This window comes from Virgibacillus byunsanensis, assembly GCF_042675965.1.
In the GTDB taxonomy this organism is placed as follows: Bacteria; Bacillota; Bacilli; order Bacillales; family Amphibacillaceae; genus Virgibacillus_R; species Virgibacillus_R byunsanensis.
On sequence record NZ_JBHTKJ010000007.1, the window covers coordinates 157,355 to 179,028 of the forward strand.

Annotated in this window: 20 protein-coding genes; 16 read left to right on the forward strand and 4 right to left on the reverse strand. The window is 37.7% G+C overall.

All coding sequences use genetic code 11. From position 1 onward, the window contains the following. Positions 1 to 153: 153 nt before the first annotated feature. Positions 154 to 828 (reverse strand): GntR family transcriptional regulator, encoded by a 675-nt coding sequence (locus ACFQ3N_RS02440; protein WP_390359205.1) that lies wholly within the window; start codon positions 826 to 828, stop codon positions 154 to 156. A 195-nt stretch (positions 829 to 1,023) separates the two neighbouring features. On the opposite strand from ACFQ3N_RS02440, the gene ACFQ3N_RS02445 reads away from it, so the two are divergent. From ACFQ3N_RS02445 to ACFQ3N_RS02470, 6 genes are all read left to right on the forward strand, one after another. Next, positions 1,024 to 1,818, forward strand: coding sequence for an ABC transporter substrate-binding protein (locus ACFQ3N_RS02445; protein WP_390359207.1), 795 nt, complete (start codon positions 1,024 to 1,026; stop codon positions 1,816 to 1,818). A 40-nt stretch (positions 1,819 to 1,858) separates the two neighbouring features. Next, positions 1,859 to 3,007 carry a saccharopine dehydrogenase family protein gene (locus ACFQ3N_RS02450; protein ID WP_390359209.1) on the forward strand — a complete coding sequence of 383 codons (1,149 nt, stop codon included), beginning with the start codon at positions 1,859 to 1,861 and terminating at the stop codon, positions 3,005 to 3,007. Between the two features lie 43 nt (positions 3,008 to 3,050). Continuing rightward, complete coding sequence (locus ACFQ3N_RS02455) at positions 3,051 to 3,704, forward strand: amino acid ABC transporter permease (RefSeq protein ID WP_390359211.1); 654 nt, start codon at positions 3,051 to 3,053, stop codon at positions 3,702 to 3,704. A 24-nt stretch (positions 3,705 to 3,728) separates the two neighbouring features. Further along, the gene (locus ACFQ3N_RS02460) at positions 3,729 to 4,487 is read left to right on the forward strand and encodes an amino acid ABC transporter ATP-binding protein (protein ID WP_390359213.1); all 759 of its coding nucleotides are present in this window, start codon (positions 3,729 to 3,731) and stop codon (positions 4,485 to 4,487) included. Positions 4,488 to 4,571: 84 nt separating this feature from the next. Next, the gene (locus tag ACFQ3N_RS02465) at positions 4,572 to 5,726 is read left to right on the forward strand and encodes a diaminopropionate ammonia-lyase (protein ID WP_390359215.1); all 1,155 of its coding nucleotides are present in this window, start codon (positions 4,572 to 4,574) and stop codon (positions 5,724 to 5,726) included. 296 nt (positions 5,727 to 6,022) lie between these two features. Next, a complete protein-coding gene (locus ACFQ3N_RS02470) occupies positions 6,023 to 6,109 on the forward strand; it encodes a 4-hydroxythreonine-4-phosphate dehydrogenase PdxA (protein ID WP_390359767.1) in 87 nt (28 codons plus the stop codon). Between the two features lie 143 nt (positions 6,110 to 6,252). Here the strand turns inward: ACFQ3N_RS02470 and ACFQ3N_RS02475 are convergent, their stop codons facing one another. Together ACFQ3N_RS02475 and ACFQ3N_RS02480 are read right to left on the reverse strand one after the other, a co-directional pair. After that, positions 6,253 to 7,836, reverse strand: coding sequence for a glutathione ABC transporter substrate-binding protein (locus ACFQ3N_RS02475; RefSeq protein WP_390359217.1), 1,584 nt, complete (start codon positions 7,834 to 7,836; stop codon positions 6,253 to 6,255). Between the two features lie 45 nt (positions 7,837 to 7,881). Beyond that, on the reverse strand, positions 7,882 to 9,009 hold the full coding sequence (locus tag ACFQ3N_RS02480) for a M24 family metallopeptidase (RefSeq protein WP_390359768.1): 1,128 nt from the start codon (positions 9,007 to 9,009) through the stop codon (positions 7,882 to 7,884). A 144-nt stretch (positions 9,010 to 9,153) separates the two neighbouring features. On the opposite strand from ACFQ3N_RS02480, the gene nikC reads away from it, so the two are divergent. From nikC to ACFQ3N_RS02515, 7 genes are all read left to right on the forward strand, one after another. Continuing rightward, on the forward strand, positions 9,154 to 10,059 hold the full coding sequence (nikC, locus tag ACFQ3N_RS02485; protein ID WP_390359219.1) for a nickel transporter permease: 906 nt from the start codon (positions 9,154 to 9,156) through the stop codon (positions 10,057 to 10,059). Positions 10,060 to 10,157: 98 nt separating this feature from the next. Then, positions 10,158 to 11,078 carry a nickel ABC transporter permease gene (nikB, locus tag ACFQ3N_RS02490; RefSeq protein WP_390359220.1) on the forward strand — a complete coding sequence of 307 codons (921 nt, stop codon included), beginning with the start codon at positions 10,158 to 10,160 and terminating at the stop codon, positions 11,076 to 11,078. A 14-nt stretch (positions 11,079 to 11,092) separates the two neighbouring features. Next, a complete protein-coding gene (locus tag ACFQ3N_RS02495; protein WP_390359222.1) occupies positions 11,093 to 12,148 on the forward strand; it encodes an ABC transporter ATP-binding protein in 1,056 nt (351 codons plus the stop codon). Continuing rightward, the gene (locus ACFQ3N_RS02500) at positions 12,145 to 13,131 is read left to right on the forward strand and encodes an ABC transporter ATP-binding protein (RefSeq protein ID WP_390359224.1); all 987 of its coding nucleotides are present in this window, start codon (positions 12,145 to 12,147) and stop codon (positions 13,129 to 13,131) included. The genes ACFQ3N_RS02495 and ACFQ3N_RS02500 overlap by 4 nt, the downstream gene beginning before the upstream one ends. Before the next feature lie 160 nt (positions 13,132 to 13,291). Then, a complete protein-coding gene (locus tag ACFQ3N_RS02505) occupies positions 13,292 to 14,062 on the forward strand; it encodes a sensor histidine kinase (RefSeq protein ID WP_390359226.1) in 771 nt (256 codons plus the stop codon). Continuing rightward, the gene (locus ACFQ3N_RS02510; RefSeq protein WP_390359228.1) at positions 14,059 to 14,757 is read left to right on the forward strand and encodes a response regulator transcription factor; all 699 of its coding nucleotides are present in this window, start codon (positions 14,059 to 14,061) and stop codon (positions 14,755 to 14,757) included. The genes ACFQ3N_RS02505 and ACFQ3N_RS02510 overlap by 4 nt, the downstream gene beginning before the upstream one ends. A 34-nt stretch (positions 14,758 to 14,791) precedes the next feature. Next, entirely contained in the window at positions 14,792 to 16,060 is a 1,269-nt protein-coding gene (locus ACFQ3N_RS02515; RefSeq protein WP_390359230.1) for a hypothetical protein, read from the forward strand. Between the two features lie 248 nt (positions 16,061 to 16,308). Here ACFQ3N_RS02515 and ACFQ3N_RS02520 read toward each other — a convergent pair whose 3' ends face one another. Next, positions 16,309 to 17,568: a SulP family inorganic anion transporter gene (locus tag ACFQ3N_RS02520; protein ID WP_390359232.1), complete on the reverse strand. Its 1,260-nt coding sequence runs from the start codon at positions 17,566 to 17,568 to the stop codon at positions 16,309 to 16,311. 669 nt (positions 17,569 to 18,237) lie between these two features. Between ACFQ3N_RS02520 and ACFQ3N_RS02525 the strand changes: the two genes are divergently transcribed. The 3 genes from ACFQ3N_RS02525 to ACFQ3N_RS02535 all read left to right on the forward strand — a co-directional run bounded on the left by ACFQ3N_RS02525 (position 18,238) and on the right by ACFQ3N_RS02535 (position 21,304). After that, positions 18,238 to 19,212, forward strand: a complete 975-nt coding sequence (locus tag ACFQ3N_RS02525) for a Bug family tripartite tricarboxylate transporter substrate binding protein (RefSeq protein WP_390359234.1) — start codon at positions 18,238 to 18,240, stop codon at positions 19,210 to 19,212. 79 nt (positions 19,213 to 19,291) lie between these two features. Then, positions 19,292 to 19,774, forward strand: coding sequence for a tripartite tricarboxylate transporter TctB family protein (locus ACFQ3N_RS02530; RefSeq protein ID WP_390359236.1), 483 nt, complete (start codon positions 19,292 to 19,294; stop codon positions 19,772 to 19,774). Between the two features lie 24 nt (positions 19,775 to 19,798). Continuing rightward, positions 19,799 to 21,304, forward strand: a complete 1,506-nt coding sequence (locus tag ACFQ3N_RS02535) for a tripartite tricarboxylate transporter permease (RefSeq protein ID WP_390359238.1) — start codon at positions 19,799 to 19,801, stop codon at positions 21,302 to 21,304. Positions 21,305 to 21,674 lie beyond the last annotated feature (370 nt).

Genomic DNA, 21,674 nt, shown 5'->3' on the forward strand with positions numbered 1-21,674 from the left:
GGAAAGAGTGAGCCATCTAAAGTGAAACATAATGTTTGGGATAATGCTCAGATGACTACCTCAATCGATCTCGAAAACTCATTTCCTCCGCATTTGCTTGTTCAACAGTATTAATTAACTGTAAATTAATCGTCACTGGTATTTAATGGAAAATTATTTAAACAATCCATCCAGTCCTCTATATTCTTTCCGAACATCTAAACTGTTAACAGCGTGATCAAAATGATTATGGAAGCATTCTCGTAACTGCGTTAGATCCTTTTGTTTTAATAATTCTATTATTTCGAGGTGTTCTTTGTACCCATAGGGTTGTGGAGACGATTCCTCAAGAAATATGTCAAAGAGAATTAAATAAATGGAAGTTTGCTGAATGAGTTTTTCGATAAACTCAACTAAAAACTTATTGCCGCTCTTTTTTGCTATTGCCATGTGGAAGTTTTGGTTTGCTTTTAAATACCAGCTTACATCCGTGTTAAAGATTGCTTCTTTTTCCTCTTTTATAATCGTTTCCATTTCTAAAAAATCATCTTGATTGAAAGAATTTATGGATTTTTCAATAGCCATTATTTCTAAGTCTTTTCGTAAATTATAGGCTTGAATAATTTCGTCAATAGTAGGATTTATGACGTAAGCGCCCTTATTTGGAATGATTTCTACTAAACCTTCTGTCGCCAGTTGATTGATTGCACTTCTAATGGGTGTGCGACTTACGTTTAAACGACTAGATATGGTATTTTCCACTAATTGATTCCCTGGGGGAAGTTTTCTATTTAGTATAGACTCTTTCAACGTGTTATAGACAACCTGTTTAATCGATTGTTTTTCCATTGCCAAAACGCCTCCTAAAATTATTCACAAGTAAAGCAGTTAAAAAATATTGACAATTCATAATATTCAAGGTTAAACTACATATAATTGTACTACAATATCGTTCAACATTAAATTAATTTAATAAAAATGTAAGGAGGTAGTAATTAAAATAAAATGAAAGCGTTATCAAAAACTAAACTTGGAGGTTTGAAAATGAAACGTTTTTCTATGCTTGCCATATTTTTATTATTGTTAATCGTTGCGGTTGCCTGCGGAGATAGCGAGGAAACTAGTGGAGGTCAGGATTCTTTGAGTAAAGTGGAAGATTCTGGTGTTTTGCGTGTCGGTTTTGAGGGGACGTATAGACCTTTTAACTTTTTAGATGACGACAATGAATATACTGGTTTTGATGTTGATTTTGCCAATGAATTAGCTGATAGATTGGGAGTTGAGACAGAGTTTATCGCAACATCATGGGACAGTCTAATTGGAGGGGTTAAGTCCGATAAGTTTGACATCATTATTGCTCAAATGTCAGTAACAGAGGAAAGGAAAGAAAGTGTTGACTTTACAAACCCATATGTTGTTACAGGATCGGTGCTAATTACAAAAGAGGATACGGAGGGTATTTCTGAACTAGAAGATATTTCAGGGAAAAAAGTTGGTACTGGTACGGGAACGACTTTTGCGGATGTAGCCAACAGTGTAGATGGTGCAGATGTTACGTTATATAAATCGGTAAATGAATATCTTCAGGATTTACTTAATGGGAGATTAGATGTAATTATTAATGACCAATTACTAATGAGTCATAACATACAAGAAGAAGGTATACCTGTGAAAATTGTAAGCGAAATTTTAAATAAAGATGAAATTGGAATGGCTGTGAAAAAAGATAGCCCAGATTTTGTTAATAAGTTAAATGAAGAGTTAGCAGCAATGCTAGAAGATGGAACGTATGAAGAAATTTATCGAAAATGGTTTGATTCGGAGCCATTAATTAAATAGATTCTTAGATTAAATCACCTGCTAGAGGAGGACATATTGTATGCATGTAGTTGTATTAGGAACTGGGATGATAGGGACGACAGTTGTAAGAGAACTTGTGGCATATCCCGGAATTAGTAAAGTGACAGCCGTAGATGGATATAGTGAAAATGTAGATAGATGTCTAGAAATAGCTGCAAGTGCGAAGGTAGAAGGTCAGTTTACTAATTTACAATCAGAAAAAGATATTTTTGACGTAATCAAGGGTGCAGATATAGCGATTGCATGTTTACCTCACTCCTTAAGTTTACCTGCTATCCACGCTGCGATTGCTGCAAAGTGTCATTTAGTAGATTTAGTTGGCTCTAAATATGAAGAAAAAAGTAAGCTGGATGATAGAGCGAAGGAAGCAGGAATTATTGTTATTCCTGGATGTGGTGTAGCTCCTGGTATTACTAACTTTCTGGCAGCTCAAGGTATTAACCTGCTAGATGAAGCAGAAGAGACTATTATGATTTGTGGAGGTATACCACGATTCCCAGTACCTCCACTATGGTATCAAGTCGTATTTCGTTTAGAAAGCGTTATGGGATTATATACCAGACCGGCTTTGGCTGCCGAAAATGGAGAGCTTATTCAGTTAGCTCCTTTATCGGGTTTAGAAAAAATAACCTTTCCTGATCCGGTTGGAGAATGTGAAGCAGTAGTTACAGATGCACACAGTGCTGCATATACCTTGAAAGATAAAGTAAATAAAATATATGAAAAAACGGTTCGGTATGCAGGTCATTGGAGTAAAATGGCTGTGCTTTCAGAATTAGGTTTCTTAGATGATAAGGAAGTAGAAATTGATGGAGTTCAATTAACACCAAAGCGATTTACCGAAAGAATATTAGAACCACAATTACAAGGGAAATCAAAAGAAGATATTACCGTTGTACGGGTTACGACTAGAGGAAAAAAGGATGGGATAAAAACAACGCATACATGGGAAATGGTAGACTTCTATGATCACGAGAGAGGCATTACATCAATGGCTAAAACAACTGCTATTCCAGCGATGCTTTTGGCAAACTGGATTTTAACAGGAAAGGTTAAGGAAACGGGAGTTGTGCCTGTTGAGGATATCATTATAGGTGATCGATTCCATTTATTCTTAGCCGAGTTAGAATCGAAAGGAATCGAAATTAAGTATGAGCAAATGAAATGACACAATTAATTATCAGTAAATGGAAAGAGGAGGTCCATACCATATGAACTTTACAATCGTAATTGACTCATTGCCGCCTCTAATGAATGCTGCACTCATGACAATCGCTCTTGCTGTCATTTCAATCATCTTTGCTTTAATTATAGGCTTTTTTACAGCTTTAGCGAAAATATCCAAAATTAAAATTTTAAAGATAATAGCTACTATCTATGTATCCATGTTTCGTGGAACTCCTCTATTGGTACAAATCTTTGTGATCTATTATGGTTTACCACAAATTAACATTGAATTAGATCCGATACCTTCTGGAATATTAGCGCTTACTTTAAATGCTGGTTCCTATTTATCCGAGTCATTCCGTGCTTCTATATTAGCGGTTGATAAGGGACAAATGGAAGCAGCCGTGTCCATGGGTATGTCGTATGGGCAAGCTATGCGAAGAATAATTCTGCCACAAAGTATCCGAATAGCAATTCCAACTCTGTCTAACACATACATTATATTAATTAAAGACACATCATTGGTTTCTGTAATAACGGTTACTGAGCTATTGCAAATGTCGACATTAATCATTGCTAAAACCTTTGAACCGTTAACCATATACCTTTTAGCCGCAGCCATATATTGGATAATTATTACGTTTTTCACGGTACTGCTGGATCGGTTTGAAAAGAGAACATCAAGACATGTCAGTTAATTAGTACATTTAGGGGGTGAGCTTATGGAAGAGGTAATTAAGTTACAAGATATAAAGAAAAGCTTTGATCAGATTACAGTTCTTAAAGATATAAATTTGACGGTAAATAAACGTGAAGTAGTAGTGATCATGGGGCCTAGTGGTTCAGGTAAATCAACACTGCTTCGCTGTATGACATTTCTAGAAGAACCCAATGGTGGTATAGTAAAGGTGGGTACAAAAGAAGTGAAATCTGGACTTCCGTTAAATAAGAAACGTAAGACCACCATTAGAGAATTACGTCAGAATACAGGTTTTGTGTTCCAGCAATTTAATTTATTTCCACATAAGACAGCCCTTGAAAACGTTATGGAAGGTCCAATTGTTATTAAAAAGATGGAACGGGATAAAGCAAAAGAAAAAGCAATAGCTTTACTAACAAAAGTGGGGTTAGTTGATCGCATGGATCACTATCCTGCAAAATTATCCGGGGGACAGCAACAACGTGTAGCTATTGCAAGAGCACTGTCTATGGAACCAATGGTAATGCTTTATGACGAACCGACTTCTGCTTTAGATCCTGAACTTGTCCGTGAAGTGCTTCAAGTAATGAAAGACCTAGCTAAAGAGGGGATGACCATGATCGTTGTCACCCATGAAATGAGCTTTGCAAGAGACGTTGCGGATCGAATCATATTTATGGATGAGGGTGTCATTGTAGAAGAAGGAAGTTCTAAGCAAATCTTCAACAACCCCAGAGAAGAACGAACGCAACGCTTTCTGCAAGATGTTAACGAGCAATAAGAGGTAATGAGCTTTTTGGGTGATCTAGTGCGTTCATGAGGTAAACTATCATCATTTAGTTTTACGAAAGAGTGGTGAATACTCTTGATTGAGTACCAGTATAATTATATGAAAGAAAGTACGTATGATAAGGTTTTTTTAACAGATTTCTCATTAGATAAAATAGCTGAAGTACAAAATTTTCAGAGCAGCCATAGGTCCTATTCCATGACACCTTTAATTCGATTGGATAACTTTGCGTCTCATGTTGGTTTTAACAACGTTTTTATCAAAGATGAGTCACAACGTTTTGGCTTATCTGCTTTCAAGGTGTTAGGTGGTATTTATGCAATGGGTCGTTATGTAGCGGAACACTTGGACATAGGGATTGAGTCTTTTACTTTTGATCAGTTAAGGTCTACTGAAAATAGAGAAAGAATTGGTGATATTACGTTCACTACGGCAACTGACGGAAATCATGGCAGAGGGGTTGCTTGGACAGCAAGGGAATTAGGAGCTAAGGCCGTTATTTATTTACCAAAAGGCAGTTCTAAAAAACGAGTAAACGCCATTTGTAATGAAGGTGCAGAAGCCATTGTAACAGAATTAAATTATGATGATTCTGTACGTTATGCTGCTAAGAAGGCTAAAGAGAACGGATGGATCGTTGTCCAGGATACATCATGGAACGGTTATGAGGATATTCCGCTATGGATTATGCAAGGTTATGCTTCGCTAGCAAAAGAAATGATGGAGCAAGTGAGGGAATATACGCCTCGGATCCCTACACATATATTCTTGCAAGCAGGTGTGGGGTCGTTCGCAAGTGCAATAGCTGCATACCTAGTCAACTATTATCGTGAAAAGCATCCGAAAATTATACTAGTTGAACCACATCAATCCAATTGCTATTTTCGATCCTTTGTAGCAAATGACCAAACATATAAAGTAGTTGATGGAGAATTGGATACCATTATGGATGGACTTGCCTGTGGAGAACCGAACCCAAAAGCTTGGGAAATTTTGAAAAGCTATACAGAAGCTTCTTTTTCTTGTGATGATTACATTTCTACACTCGGCATGGATATTTTATCTCGACCAATAAGAAATGATAAAGTTGTAAACTCTGGAGCATCTGGGGCCGTTTCTATAGGTCTGCTCCATCGTCTAGCAACAGAAGACGCGTTTAAAAATGTTAGAAAAGAACTAGGTTTAGATAAAGATTCTGAGGTCGTGTTAGTAAATACGGAGGGTAGTTAGGGGAAGTTCCTTGTCTCGTGGAGGGAAGCATCCCCGTGCTATAGCAAGCGCACCCCGCGCGACAATCCCTAATATAGATACACGACTATTTAGATTATAATAAAAAGAACTCCAGTTCGCTGGAGTTCTTCCTTCTTATCCGGATTGTGAGCGGCTTACATAGCTGGAGTGCGCGCGACTTTAAGCGTGTGCCGAGTGACAATCTCCTGGTGGTGAGCGTGTTGACAGGTATATCGAGCGACAATCAAGTAAGTACGAGCGAGTTTTCTAGTAGCGTGCGCGATAAAATATAACTTATTAGAACTAGCGTTGTTCACGGAACGGCGTTTGATATTGGTGGTACAGGTATAGCAGGTGACAGAAGTATGTTAGAAGTTCTATGACAAGCAATTGAACTAGCTTCGGAAAGTCGCTGATCCTTCTGCTTTATTCTTAAGGCTGGGTAAGAGACTGCCTTGTATAAAGAAAGTAAAAGAGACTGTATCAAAAGGTGCCTTTTGATACAGTCTCTTTCAAATATTGCTGGTTACTTAATTGACACTTCGTTAATCATTAACAAACCAGCCGGGTGCATCCAAAATCCTTCAACGTCGTTATTTAATGCAATAAGGTCTTCGTCGTTACGCAACAAGAGTAACGGTGCATCTTCCATTTCTATCTTTTGAGCTTCCCCGTAAATCTTTTTACGCTCTTCAGGGTCGCCTTCCATTCGCCCAGCATTAATGAGCTCATCGACTTTAGGATTGCTATAGAAGCTGCGGTTCCCAGGTGCACCTTTTGCATCTGAGTGGAACAAGAAGTATTGGTTGTAGTCAGCATCACCTGTCATGTTAGACCAACCGAGGACGAACATATCGTGCTCACCTTTACTAGTTTCATCTAAATACGCGCCCCATTCCATTACTTCGATTTCAACTTCAATACCTACACCTTTAAGTTGTGACTGAACGACTTCTGAAACGTCAACACGTGCTTGGTTGTCATTCGTCCAGATAGTTGTTTTGAAGCCATCAGGATAACCTGCTTCTTTTAAAAGTTCTTTTGCTTTTTCTGGATCATAACCATAACCTTCAAGGTCTGGGTTATGTCCCCATACTGCAGGCCCCATAGGAGCTGTGGCTTCAGTTCCGACATTATTATAAACACCTTCGAGAATTGTATCAGTGTCTACTGCGTAGTTAATGGCTTGACGTACAAGAACATCATCAAATGGCTCTTTTTGAGTGTTAAAACCAATGTAATCGATACCTAAACCGGGTGTGCGAGAAAGTTTCATTGATTGGCTTTGCTCTACACGGTCAAGTTGAGTGATTTGAACTGGTTCAGCGATGTGAGCTTCTCCTGTTTCAACCATTCCGAGTCGAGTTGAGTCTTCCGGGATAACTTTAAAGATAACGTTGTCTACCTTTGCTTTATCACCCCAATAATTTTCGTTTTTAGCTATAGCAATTTCCTGACCAGGTGTCCAAGACTCAAAATTGAATGGTCCTGTACCTACTGGATTTTGACCAAGCTCATCACCATGTTCTTCGATTGCACTTGGACTAATAATGCCGCCTGAATAGTGAGACAAATTAGCTAAAAGTGGAGCAAACGGATATTCCGTTTTAAGCTGAATAGTATGCTCATCGATAATATTGAATTCAGTAATCATTTCAAACAATTTAGCGCGAGAAGATGCTAATTCAGGGTCTAGAATACGCTTGAATGTTGCTTTAACAGCTTCAGCGTTGAATGGCGTACCATCATGGAATTTAACATCTTTACGAAGTGAAAATTCCCAAGTCAATTCATCAATGCGTTTCCAGTCTGTGGCCAATGCTGGTTGAACATCCATGTTTTTATCCTGTTTAACTAATCCTTCATATATTTTTCCGTGATAAACATTTGCAGAAGGGATGTCTGTCCCCATATGTGGATCCAATTGTGTCGCATCTGATAATTCAGCTATAATGAGTGTCCCACTGTCGCTGTTTTCAGAATTTCCACTTGAATCATTATCTCCGTTATCTTCTGTTGTTGTTGAATCATTACCGCTGCATCCTGCAATTGCCATTGTTAACACAAAAACGATTGCAAAAAGAAGAGACAAGGTTTTTCTGTTTTTCATATCTTTCACTCCTCATTTTTTATATGGACAGAATAACTTAAGGCTTTAAACCGGAATAACTTGTAAATCCTTAGTAGCATGTGCAAAGTTCTCATACCCGTCTTCGGTGATAACAATTAAATCCTCAATGCGAACCCCGCCAAATTCGGAAATGTAAATACCTGGTTCAACAGTTATGATCATTCCTGGTTGAAGCATAGTGTAATCTGTTTTTCTCATTGCAGGTTTTTCATGGACAGCTAAACCAATTGAGTGGCCTAAACTGTGTCCAAAATTTTCTCCATAACCTGCCTCACGTATTATCGAACGTCCAATTTCATCCATTTCAGAGCACGTTTTCCCAGGACCAATCGCTTTAAGTGAAGCCTCTTGGGCAGTTCTGACGATATCGTAGATTTTACGCTGCTTTTCAGAAGGCTCTCCTAAAACAACTGTTCGTGTGAAATCAGAATAATAGCCGTTGACACGAGCTCCAAAGTCCATCTTTACAAAGTCACCAACTTTAACAATTCTATCGGTTGCTTGTCCGTGCGGTAAGCTTGCCCGCTCTCCGGATGCGATAACATGATTGGTTTTTATTGCTTCAGCACCTGCACGTCTCATCGCAAATTCTAATTCCATTCCGATATCCTTTTCAGACACGCCTGGACGAATGTAGTTCAAAATGTGTTCGAAAGCCTTATCACATATTGCCACTGCTTTTCTTAGGTAGCCAATCTCTTCTTCATCTTTTATCATGCGAAGGTCAAATATTGAATCGTCTATTGAAGAAAACTCAACATCTGATAAGTGTTCTTTGATTTCCATATAGTCATTTACAGGCAAAGTGACTTGTTCGATCCCAACCTCATTAATAGAATGGTCTTTAATATACGTTGAAATCGTTTGATACATTTCTCTATTATGATTAACAATTTCATATAAAGGTGATTCGTCAGATGCCTGGTCTGTGTATCGGAAATCTGTAAAAAGCCAGGCATTTTCTTTTGTTATAAGAAGAGCGCCGCTAGATCCTCTGAAATCTGAAAAATAATATCTGTTTTCGGGAGAGGTAATAATTGCAGCGCTGATACCTGCTGTTTCCATTTTCATTCGAAATTTAGCAATTCTTGTTTCTGTTGCGATAAGCTGATACCTCCTTTTGGTTTGAATTGATGAAAAATTAGGACTTATTTAAATTATAGGGGAGATTCTCTCATGTGTTTTTCGAATTTATTACCTTTATTTAAGATTTAATGACTTAATGTTAAAAAAACAACAATTATTGACCATTTTCTGATAATTTGTCTATAAAGAAGTTGGGAGGGGGAATCAACAATGAATCAACAACCATTAGCACACGATGAAAGTTCAAATCAAGCTTTTAGCACCTTAAAACCAAAGCTGGAACAGTGGCGTAAATTTAATAAAAAATTAATAAGTAACAAAATGGCGGTATTTGGTGGCGTGATTGTTATCTTCTATGTCATTGTGGCATTATTCGGTCAGCAAATTGCCCCTTATGATCCGCTAGCAATTGACCTTGCTAATAAATTACAAGGACCTTCAGCACAGCATTGGATGGGGACAGATGATAAAGGGCGGGACATGTTAAGCCGGGTTATATTTGGCACGAAGTTATCACTTGGGGTTGGTATTGTATCAGTAACAATCGGTGCCTTTTTTGGAATTATACTCGGCTTGATTTCTGGTTATTATGGCAAATGGATAGACACAATCATTATGCGTTTTATTGACATATTACTAGCATTCCCTGGTATTTTGTTAGCCTTGGCTATTGTGAGTGCGCTTGGGGCGAGTCTCGTAAACGTGATGATTGCGATCGGTATTTTCTCAATTCCTACATTTGCTCGTATAGTACGTGGTTCAACACTTGGAGCAAAGAAAATGGAATATATTGATGCAATTCGAGCACTAGGTGCAAGCGATATGAAAATCATTTTTGTTCATATACTGCCGAATATTTTATCACCGATTATTGTGCAGGGTACCTTACGATTGGCAACTGCCATTCTATCTGCGGCCGCACTGTCATTCTTGGGAATGGGTGCACAGCCACCATCTCCTGAATGGGGTGCAATGTTAAGTGGAGGGCGCGATTTCTTATGGAGCGCACCACATGTAGCGACATTTCCAGGTCTAGCGATTTGTTTTGCCGTTTTAGGTTTTAACTTACTTGGTGATGGATTGCGTGACGCATTAGACCCACGTTTCCAAAAATAACAAATAATTAAAAGGATATAAAGTCACTCAGAAAAGATAAAATTAAATCAATATACAGCAGTTTTATAGAATAGCATTATTATAGGGAGGACTCATATATGGTAGTATTTATCATGCGACGTTTGTTACAGCTGATACCGGTATTGCTTGGCGTCATTTTTGTGGTTTTTTTAATCATGTACATGGTACCGGGAGATCCAGCTGTACTGCTTGCTGGCGAGAGTGCATCACCGAAACAAGTTGAACAATTGCGACAGAACTTGGGGCTGGACAAGCCGCTTTTCTCACAATATATAACGTATGTTAAAGATGTTTTACAAGGAGATTTGGGGACATCTTATCGATCTAATCGACCTGTTTTAGATGAAATATTGGTTCGTTTACCGACCACAATTGAACTGGCAGTAGCTAGTATTTTTGTAACAATCGTTTTAGGCTTGTTAGCGGGTATTATTTCTGCAACAAAGCAGTTTTCGATTACAGATATTTCAATAATGGTTGTTGCTCTTCTGGGTGTTTCGTTGCCGAACTTCTGGCTCGGACTGATGCTAATATTGTATTTTTCAGTTCAAATACAAATTTTCCCGGTTTCTGGTTGGGGGACGTTTATGCACGTCATTTTACCAGCAATCACTTTAGGGACTGCTGGTGCAGGCATTGTAGCGCGGATGACCCGTTCAAGTATGCTTGAAGTAATTAATCAAGATTATATCCGTACTGCAAAGGCGAAAGGCGTTAAGCATCAAGTTGTTACGTATAAACATGCTTTGAAAAATGCACTTATCCCAGTTGTTACTGTAGTTGGACTGCAATTCGGTGCTTTATTAGGAGGCACTGTGTTGACTGAAACCGTATTTGCGATAAACGGAGTTGGTCGCTTGATGATTGATGCGATTCGGATGCGAGATTTTCCAGTTGTCCAAGGGTCTATTCTTGTCGTTTCAGTTATATTTGTACTTGTAAATTTGGTTGTGGACATCAGTTATCGATTCCTGAATAAACGAATTGACTTGAATTAGGAGGAGTAGAGTCTATGACAAAACAAAATGATGTTGTTTTAAAAGTAAAAGATTTGCAGACCCACTTTTTTACTGAGAATCATGTTGTCAAGGCTGTTGACGGCGTTGATTTTGAAGTGAAACGTGGGGAAACACTTGGTATTGTCGGTGAATCTGGGTCGGGGAAAAGTATTACTTCGCTATCTGTGATGCAGCTTGTCCCTGATCCACCTGGAAAGATTATTGGTGGCGAGATTAATTTTAAAGGAGAAAACCTTTTAAATAAAAAAGAAGAGCAAATGAGAAAAATTCGTGGAAACGAGATTTCAATGATATTCCAAGAACCAATGACATCGCTTAATCCTGTCTATACTGTTGGTGAACAAATAGCTGAAGCGATTCGGATTCACCAAAAGTTAAAGAAAAAGGATGCGTTCAATAAAGCAGTAGAAATGCTTGAACTTGTTGGCATTCCATCACCAAGGGAACGTGCTAAACAGGAGCCCCACCAATTAAGCGGGGGCATGAGGCAACGTGTGATGATTGCGATGGCACTTGCTTGTGAACCGGAGCTGTTAATTGCGGACGAGCCGACGACAGCACTTGATGTCACGATTCAAGCCCAAATTTTGGACTTGCTGAATAAACTGCAGGATGAGTTTGGAACGGCGGTTGTTATGATTACCCACGATTTAGGGGTTGTCGCAGAAACATGTGATAAGGTTGCTGTCATGTACGCAGGGAAAGTCGTTGAATATACGGATGCGGATTCATTATTTGAAGCCCCAAAACACCCATATACCCAGGGGTTACTTCGTTCTATTCCGCGTCTTGATATCGAGCAGGATGAACTAGAACCAATTAAGGGCAGTGTGCCAAATCCAAAAGATCAGTTAAATGGCTGTCGTTTTGCACCACGCTGTCCAGTCGCGAGAGATATTTGTCACAATAAACTGCCGGAATTAAAAGATTTAGAAGGTGAAACACGCGTAAGATGTTGGCAGTATACAGATGAATGGGATGAGTCTGACAATGCTTCATCTCCGAAAGCGGGAGATACAACAGAAGGAAAGGATGTCGTTGCAAAATGACACAAACACTGGCTGATACAAAACAACCTTTGTTACAAGTGAAAGACCTTAAACAACATTTTCCGATTAAAGGTGGTGTGTTAGGGCGTACAGTCAATCACGTCAAGGCAGTAGATGGCGTTTCTTTTGATATTTACCCAGGGGAAACAGTAAGTATTGTCGGTGAATCAGGATGTGGGAAATCTACAACCGGGAGATCAATTCTTCGATTGGATGAACCGACATCAGGTGATGTTCTCTTTGAGGGAAAGAATATATTGAACATAAATAAACAACAAATGAAAAAGGTACGCGGGGATCTTCAGGTTATCTTTCAGGATCCGTACGCGTCACTAAACCCGCGACAAACTGTCGGACAGATTTTGAATGAATCAATGGCGACCTTAGATGTTGTTCCGAAGAAGAAGCGCCCTGCCCGTATTGTTGAGTTATTAAGACAGGTTGGCTTGCCGTCAGATATCGTTAACCGTTATCCGCATGAATTCAGTGGTGGTCAAAGACAAAGAATAGGAATTGCCCGAGCATTGGCCGTCGAGCCCAAGCTTATCATATGTGACGAAGCTGTTTCAGCATTGGATGTCTCTGTACAAGCTCAAGTGTTAAACTTGTTGAATAATCTCAAAAAAGAGTATGATTTAACGTATCTTTTCATTGCTCACGATTTAGGTGTTGTCCGTCACTTTTCAGACAGAGTGATTGTAATGTATTTAGGAAGAATCGTTGAGATTGCAGACAAAAAATCATTATTTGCAAATCCACAACATCCTTATACAAAAGCGCTGTTATCTGCCATTCCAGTACCATCTAGAAGGAATAAAACAGACCGCGTTATTTTAAAGGGAGATGTACCGTCACCAATTGACCCGCCATCTGGCTGCAGCTTCCATACTCGCTGTCCGATTGCCACGGAAGCTTGCAAAGAAAATATTCCGAAATTCAAGAAGGTGGGGGAAAACCACTATGTTGCTTGTGACCTCGTATAATAGCATGTATTTAAAATTAGGTTGATAGAAGCCTCTTTAACGTAGATAGAAAACATACTTCATCAATTGTGAAGTATTTCCATTTGCTTGGATGAAAATGTCAAGTTATAATAAATACACTTATTAGCGGAACTCAAAATGAATAATGAAGTGATAAAATATGCTAACCTATAATCTTTTTGCTGCTTTAATTTTAATATCGGTGCTAGCCCCAATTGCAGGGGCTATTGCGCTGTTATTTACACTGTCATTTGAGCGTGAAATGGATATATTAAAGATTGAAAACAAGAAAGTAAAGCTGGAAAAAGAACTCCAGCAAAGTGAGTATATGCAATTAAACCAACAAATACAGCCACATTTTTTATTTAATAGTATGAATGTATTGTTGAGCTTAGCCCGTTTACAAAAAATTGATTATCTTATCGAGACAATGGAGCACTTAACAATGTTTCTTAGATTTAAATATCAAATTCACGAACAGTTAATCCCTGTCAAAATGGAGTTAGATTATACAAAGCATTATTTAGCTATTCAACGTGTCCGTTTTGGGGAACGGCTTTCTGTCTCCATTAATGTTGCACATCAAGAAGCGGGAACAGCTTTGATTCCCCCATATCTTGTTCAAACACTTGTCGAAAATGCTTTTAAGCACGGTATAGAAAAAAAGGTTGGTCCAGTTCATTTGAACATATCTGTCTCGATAATTTATGAGGATAAAATATTACTCGAGGTCATTGATAATGGAATTGGTTTAAAGGATAGAACTTTGGACATGAAAAAATCAAAGGGCCATGGTTTGAAAAATATTGACAGAAGATTAGACCTTTTATTTGAAGGGAAGTATCAATTTTTAATAGAATCCCACAAAATCGGTGGAACAAAGGTTAAAGTTATTTGGCCATTAACTCGGGAAGTTGAGGTGAATACATGAATATTTTAATGGTTGATGATGAGCCAATTGAATTGGAACAATTGGAATTTTTAATTAAACCCATGATTCCCTTATGGAATTTGTACACCGCAATAGACAGTATTCAAGCGCTCGAATTAAGTAAAAGTATTGATTTTCAGCTTGCATTTGTGGATATTGAACTTCCTGGAAAGTCAGGCTTAGAACTTGCCAAGGAATTAAAAAAGGTAAATGAACAATTGGTAATTATCATCCTTACGGCTCATCAGGACTTTGAATACGCAAAACAGTCAATTAAAATTGGCGTATCAGAGTATTTAACTAAGCCAATTATAAAGGACGAATTGAAAAATGTTTTGGAGCACCATACCAATGATATACAAACAAAGGAATATTCACCAATGATATTGAAGACGTTGAACATGATCCACAAAAGCTATAAAGATAAAATCAACCTAGAAGACGTCGCAAATCACATCCATGTTAATATATCCTATTTAAGTAGAAAGTTTAAAGCAGAAACTGATACATCATTCTCTGAATACTTGACGAAATTCCGTATTGAAATGGCTAAAACTTTATTGCTATCCCATAATAGGTATTCAATATCCGATGTGGCAGAAAAAACTGGATTTAACAGTTTGCATTATTTCAGCTCTAGCTTTAGGAAGCAAGTAGGAATGTCACCAAAGCAATATCAAGAGATGAAATTATGAAAAGTTAAAAGTTACTGTTTTGGAGGCTACTCCTATGAAAAAACAAAAATTAGGTACAGGGCTAAGCTCTGTCTTTTTAATAGCAAGGTGGATAACTGGTGCATTGCTTTTAGTGAGTGTAGAGGCAATGATTCGTATTGGCGTTTTGTCTGGATTAGGCTTTGCGCTTGCCGGTATGTCTGCTTTTTTAATATTTGGCTTACTGTTGCGAGCATTAAGGAAGCGCCTTTATGGGGATGTAAGTTATCAGGACTTGCTAGACCTCACCTATGACCCAGTTAGCAAAATATGGATGATTCGTTTATTTTGTCTGTCTTGCATTTTAATTTTATATATTCATATCCTTGCGGGAGCAATTTTTCTGTACGCGGTCGTTGGGCTGAATATCGTTATCGGATTTTTACTTTTTTCTTTGGTAGCCTTCTTTATTGTATATATAGACCGTAAGGGACTGATGACTAAATATAATGTTTATGCAGTATCGTTATTACAGTTTGCATTGATAATATTTTTAGTCAATTCTTTTATGATAAATGGTGTTGAACCAATTTACAAAGGTATCAAGCTTTACCACCCTTATTTGTTAGTATATGAAAATAAATCGCTATATATTTTTATAATAGCGTCCTTCACTGTGATGCTTGGAAAAATGTTGCTTGATCCTTATATGTGGCAAAGTCTATTTCGCACAGATAACACTAAAGTGATGACTGCATTTTCATTAAGCGGAGTGATATGGGCTACATTCCCCATTGCTTTTTCTACCCTGATATTAACCATCATTCACACTGGCGGCTTCGAAAATATTAATACTGTATTGTATAGGCTTTTCCATCGAATTGACATACCTGGTTTAAAAGTGATTTTTATTGGGTTGTTTTTATTTATTATGCTTTCATCTTTTATAAATGAGTTAAAAAAATTGTTGTCTCATCTACGTCTTGCTTTTTATAAGAATAAGGGTGAACAGGAATCCCGAGTAGAAGGATTAAAGGGATTAAAGAGAGGTATTTTTATAACAATATTAATAGTATTTGGCGGGCTTTTAACAACTTGGTACCTTCAGCCGTCAATTATTGATGTCTTCTATTTTAATAGTGTATTTTTTGCTTCGGTATGTGCTCCGATTGTGATAGCTGTATTAAGAACACAGAAAAGTACACGATTTGTCCCATTGATAATATGTATCAGTGTAGCAACAGGCTACATCATTACAATATTTTGGGGCATAACAACAGCGTTAATAGCAGTATTTATCATTTCAACTAGCCTATGTGTGTTACGTGTAGGTCGCAACATATAAGGGGTCGAATACCCTTTGCTATTGATTTCTGACTCTAGGAGTAGCCCTCAATTTAGATTGTTTTATATTAACAGAATATTATATAACTATGAAGGAAATGGCAAACCAGTATATGAATCAAAGTGTTAAAATTAGGCTGGTTTGTTTTACGTTTTGTCCATTTGCAATCGATAGTTTTTGATGGATACTGGATTGCATTAAGTGGAAAATAGTTATCCTTGTCAATAAAAATGAAAATCACCAGCACTCTAAGGTGATTTTTTTTTAATCCATGTGACCAATAGAGAAAGACAAATACCAATAACAAGTCCAATAAAAATATCAATCAGTAATGTTGCTATGAAAGTAGCAAGATAAATGGCAGCATCTGTGGACTTATATTTAAGATAAATTATAAAGTTTTTAAAGTTAATGAGGTTTGAGACAGCTATTATAATTATAGCAGCAAGTGCTGCTTTAGGTAGATGGTAAAATAAAGGGGTGAGGTAAATTATTGATAGTAGCATGAAAATTGCAGTAATTAACAATGATAGATTACTTTTTGCACCGGATTGATAGTTAACAGCTGACCTTGAGATGGCTCCGGCTACCGGAATTGCACCAACAAATGAACTAGTTACATTTGCAAGTCCTAAACCGATTAACTCTTGATTAGGGTTTAACTCCTCGTTTTTTTTATTCGCTAACGTTTTTCCAATGGCATAAGATTCAATAAAGGAAATAAACCCAATCATCAGGGCAATTGGCACTAACAATAAAATAGTATCAAACGTTGTCGTGTGCATGGACATACTTGGCAGTTCCTGTGGGATTTCCCCAATAATGTCAACACCTTTTTTATGTAGATTAAAATAATCAACAATAATGATTGATGCAATAAGAACGATAAATGGGCCAGGAGAAACGGTGAATTTCTTTTTTAATACTAGTAAAATAAAAAGACTTCCTAGACCTATTCCAACTGAAAAAATGTTTGCTTTTGGAATATGGTTGGCAATTTCAATTAAATAATAAAAAAAATTGTGATAGCTAGGTAATTTTACACCTATAATTGATTTGATTTGGTTTAAAGCGATAATAATCGCAATTGCAGATGTAAAGCCACTAATCAATGCGGGAGATACATAATCAAAAATAGATCCAAACCGAATCAGTCCCATTATAATTTGAACTACCCCAACTAACAGGGCAAGGACGATCATTAAGCCCATAAATTGGGAAGAATGCGGTTGTACAATGCTGGAAATACCTGAAAAGGCTAATAGGGAGACAACAGACACTGGACCTACGGATAAATATTTTGAATTCCCAAATAGAGAATAAATAATCAATGGAAAAGTGGCAGCAACTAAACCAATGGAGAGTGGTACTCCTGCAATGGTTGCATAAGCCATGCTTTGTGGCAGTAATAAAAATGCAACAATCAATCCCGCTGTAACATCACCTACCAAGTTCTCATGTTTGTATTGCGTAAGTTGCTGTAATCCAGGCATAATTTTAAAAATCATAGAATAGATGCCCCTCCCCTAGTAAATAAAACTGTACTTGTACTATATTTATCGATTAAATTAAATATTCATTAACTTCTTTTGAATATCTATATGTAAGCTCCTATTTATAACCAGAGCGAACAACAAGCTTTAAGGGTATACTACTAACTCTTCACCAGAAAAAATTCAGTTAAGCGTTAGAAGGAGATGGAGTTAACACATTTTGCTATCACTTTCCTTCTAAAACATAGATTTCATGTTAGTTAGCCAGTTCACAATAATTAATACAATAGAAAGTATGAGTGTAGTTTGTTATTTGTGACCAAGCCTTCTTTTATCGATAGTAAGGGGGTCGAGGAGGCGGTTCTACTGCTTTATTTGCATTTATGTCCTCTTCATCAATTCTGCTTAACCTAATAGGAATTAAGCTTCAAAAAGCGGATAATATTTTTTTAGCCTCATTCTTTTGTGTTTATACAAAATGGCAGATATTTCATACATATATATTCAAAAAGAAGTCATTTTTTGAATAAAACCGATTGACTGTAAGTGAAAAGTGAATTATAATATCATAAAGTATTCAGATTATTTTTAATTGCCTTCTATATTAAAAAGTAGGTAATTCTCTGGATAATTCATTTTAAACCATATATAAATGGTGGAAAGTAAATAAAAGGAGTTGGAATTATGGGAAAAAATAGAATGCGTTTAGTCATCACATTTCTTTTATTTACTTCTGTCGTAATGATATTAGCGGCATGTGGAAATGAAGAAGAATCTGCGGAAAATTACCCTAATCGTGAGATAGAGATGGTAATTCCTTGGGATCCGGGTGGCGGCAGTGATATCGAAGGGCGTGTAGTCGTCGATCATGCGGAAGAAGCATTAGGTGAATCAATGGTTGTTGTGAATATACCAGGAGTGGGCGGCACAATTGGTGCGGAAGAATTATTAGAAAAAGAAGCTAATGGATATCATTTGGGACAAATCCATGAAGGCCATCTTGTAGCCCATCACACAGGCGTTACAGATGTAAATTATGATGATTTTGTGCCGATTGCATCTATGTCATCCTCTGATCAGATTCTTACAGTATCAAGTGAATTGGGTATAGATTCATTTGAAGAATTCGTCGAATACGGAAAAGAGAATCAAATAAATTTTGGAGGAACAGTTAGTGGTATACCACGTGTCTGGGTGGAACAGATTGGCAGAACTCTCGATATCAACTACAACCTCGTTGGTTATGAAGGACTCGGTGAAGCAATACAAGCGCTCGCGGGTGGACATGTTGATGCTGTCATTGCCGATTATCCATCAGCCGTTGAATTCGTCGAGGCGGGTCACATGAAATTCCTGGCAATTGGAACAGAGGAGCGATCAGATACATTACCAGATGTCCCAACGTTTGTAGAAGCAGGTTATGATATAACAATGGGAATAAATCGTGGATATGTGGCTCCAGCTGGCACCGACATGCAGATCATTGAGCACCTAAGTGAAAAACTTGGAGAGGTTGCAACTAGTGATGCATTTATTGAAGAGATTACAGCCCTTGGTGCAAGTGTAAACTTTATGGATCACGACAAATATGCAACGTATCTAGAGGAACAGAATGCTATAATAGAAGATACCATTTCCGAAATTAATGCAGAAGAATAGTATTATAATAGAGTTATGAGGGCGAAGCGAAGAATCGCCCTCTACTTTTTTCTAAAATGAATAAATCTAGGAGGTTATCATGGGTGAAATTTTGATTGGGATTCTATTAATTTTTTTTAGTGCGTTAATATATTTTAATTCGGGAGACTTCCCACAGCTTAATGAAACCCATTTGGATCCAGGGTCCTACCCCAAATTGATTGCCCTACTATTAATCTTATTATCGCTGGTCATGATAATTAAGAAGACAGTACAATTACTGCAGTCGAAAACAATCAGCTTCGATACAGGGATGAAGGACTTTGTGAAAAAACAATGGAAAGAATACCACTTGGTTGTTTATACGTTAGTGATATTGGCATTATATATCTTTTTATTGAATGTACTTGGTTTCATCATTTCCAGCATCGCTTTCATCATAGCAGCTGGCTTATTGATTGGCCCACGAAAGAAAAAGGATGTTATGGTCATCAGTCTTATCTCTTTCGTCATCACCTTTGGAGTTTATTTATTTTTCGAAAATGTGTTGTACGTCAGATTTCCAAATGGGATACTCTTTTAGTAACAAGTAAGGGGATGATGCAAAATGCTTGATTTATTATTGCTCGGAATAAGTGAAATTTTTCAATTACACATCTTAGTAGTCATCTTGTTAGGGGTTATAGCTGGTATTTTAGCTGGATTAATTCCCGGGTTTACTGTGACGATGGCAATCGTGCTAACACTACCATTAACGTTTGGAATGGAGCCGATTACTGGGGTGGCAGCAATGATAGGTGTCCTTGTTGGTGGAATGTCAGGTGGGCTTATTACAGCAGCTTTGCTTGGAATTCCGGGAACACCATCTGCTGTAGCAACCACTTTTGATGCCTATCCAATGTCACGGAAAGGACAGCCGGGAAAAGCCTTATCGCTTGGTATTTGGGCATCCTTTCTAAGTTCGATTATCAGTCTCTTTCTACTCGTATCCATTGCGCCCCAAATTGCCAATCTGGCATTGAAGTTTGGTCCATGGGAGATGTTTTCCTTAATTGTGGCGGCCTTAACAATCATTGCGAGTGTGACAGGAGAATCGATTCTAAAAGGCCTAATAGCTGGTTTGTTTGGCTTGTTAATTGCGACAGTTGGCGCAGATCCAATTGCTGGAATTACCCGTTTTTCTTTTGATATGCAAGTGCTTCGTGCTGGCATACCTTTCCTTGTAGTATTGATTGGTATGTTTGCTATATCAAGACTACTTAATTCTGTCGAGCGGTCGGAGTTGGACAGAGATATTTTACAAAAACAAGAAGATAAGATTAAAGGTATTCAGTTTGTGTTGAAACCAAAAGAAACATTTATTTCTGTTATAAGGAAACCAGTCAACCTCATTCGCTCTTCCGCTATCGGTTCCATTATTGGTGCCATACCAGGTGCTGGAGGAAGTATTGCTAATATAATTGCGTACGACCAAGCGAAAAAGTGGTCGAAGGAGTCGGAGAAATTTGGTACTGGCCATGAAGAAGGAGTAGTTGCTTCAGAAGCGGGTAACAACTCTACCGTCGGCGGGGATTTAATTCCTACTATCGCTTTGGGCATACCAGGCTCAGCTGTGACGGCAGTATTATTGTCCGCCTTAATGGTGCATGGAGTAAATCCAGGACCATTGCTAATTGCAAATGAACCAAATATTGTTGGAGGTATCTTCTTAGCATTTTTAGTGGCATCCTTTTTCATGCTGATTACACAGTTTGTGGGTATTCGGTACTTTATTCGAGTCACGGAGATACCCGCACATATACTAGTGCCGTTGATTCTGGTGTTATGTGTAACTGGTACGTTTGTATTGAATAATCGTATAACAGATATATATTTATTGTTCATAATTGGAATTGTCGGCTACTTTTTCACGAAATATAAATTCGCACTGGCTCCTATAATTATTGGAGTTATTCTTGGGCCAATTGCTGAAGTGAACTTGCGCCGGGCATTTATGTCAGATCCCAATTGGACGCTATTCCTGACACGTCCAATCTCATTGACTTTCCTAATACTTGGTGTCTTATCCATCGCGTTCACCATATGGCAAAGCAGAAGAGCTGGTGCGAGGTAATCGAATTGTTTGGTAGCGGATTTCCACTACTTCAAGTGCAAGTTAATACAATGTGCAACCCCAGAATTGCTTAATAGGAAATTCTGGGGTTTTGTGCATCTGCAAATAAATACGTAGCTCATTTTGTTCGAGTATTTATTAGCATAGAATTGCTACTTAACTATGAAATTCTGAGATGGAAAGATTAGAAGGTTGCAAGTTGCTACGTGATGGCGGAAGAGTATCAGGACTTTTAAAATATGGCATACGAATGTTCGGCGATTAGGGTTAAAGGGTTAGATCTAATTTTACATGCCATCAAATTGACAGTGAATATTTAATACTTCAGCTAGTTGTATATCTTCTCCTCTTTCCATTGACACTAGGTGCT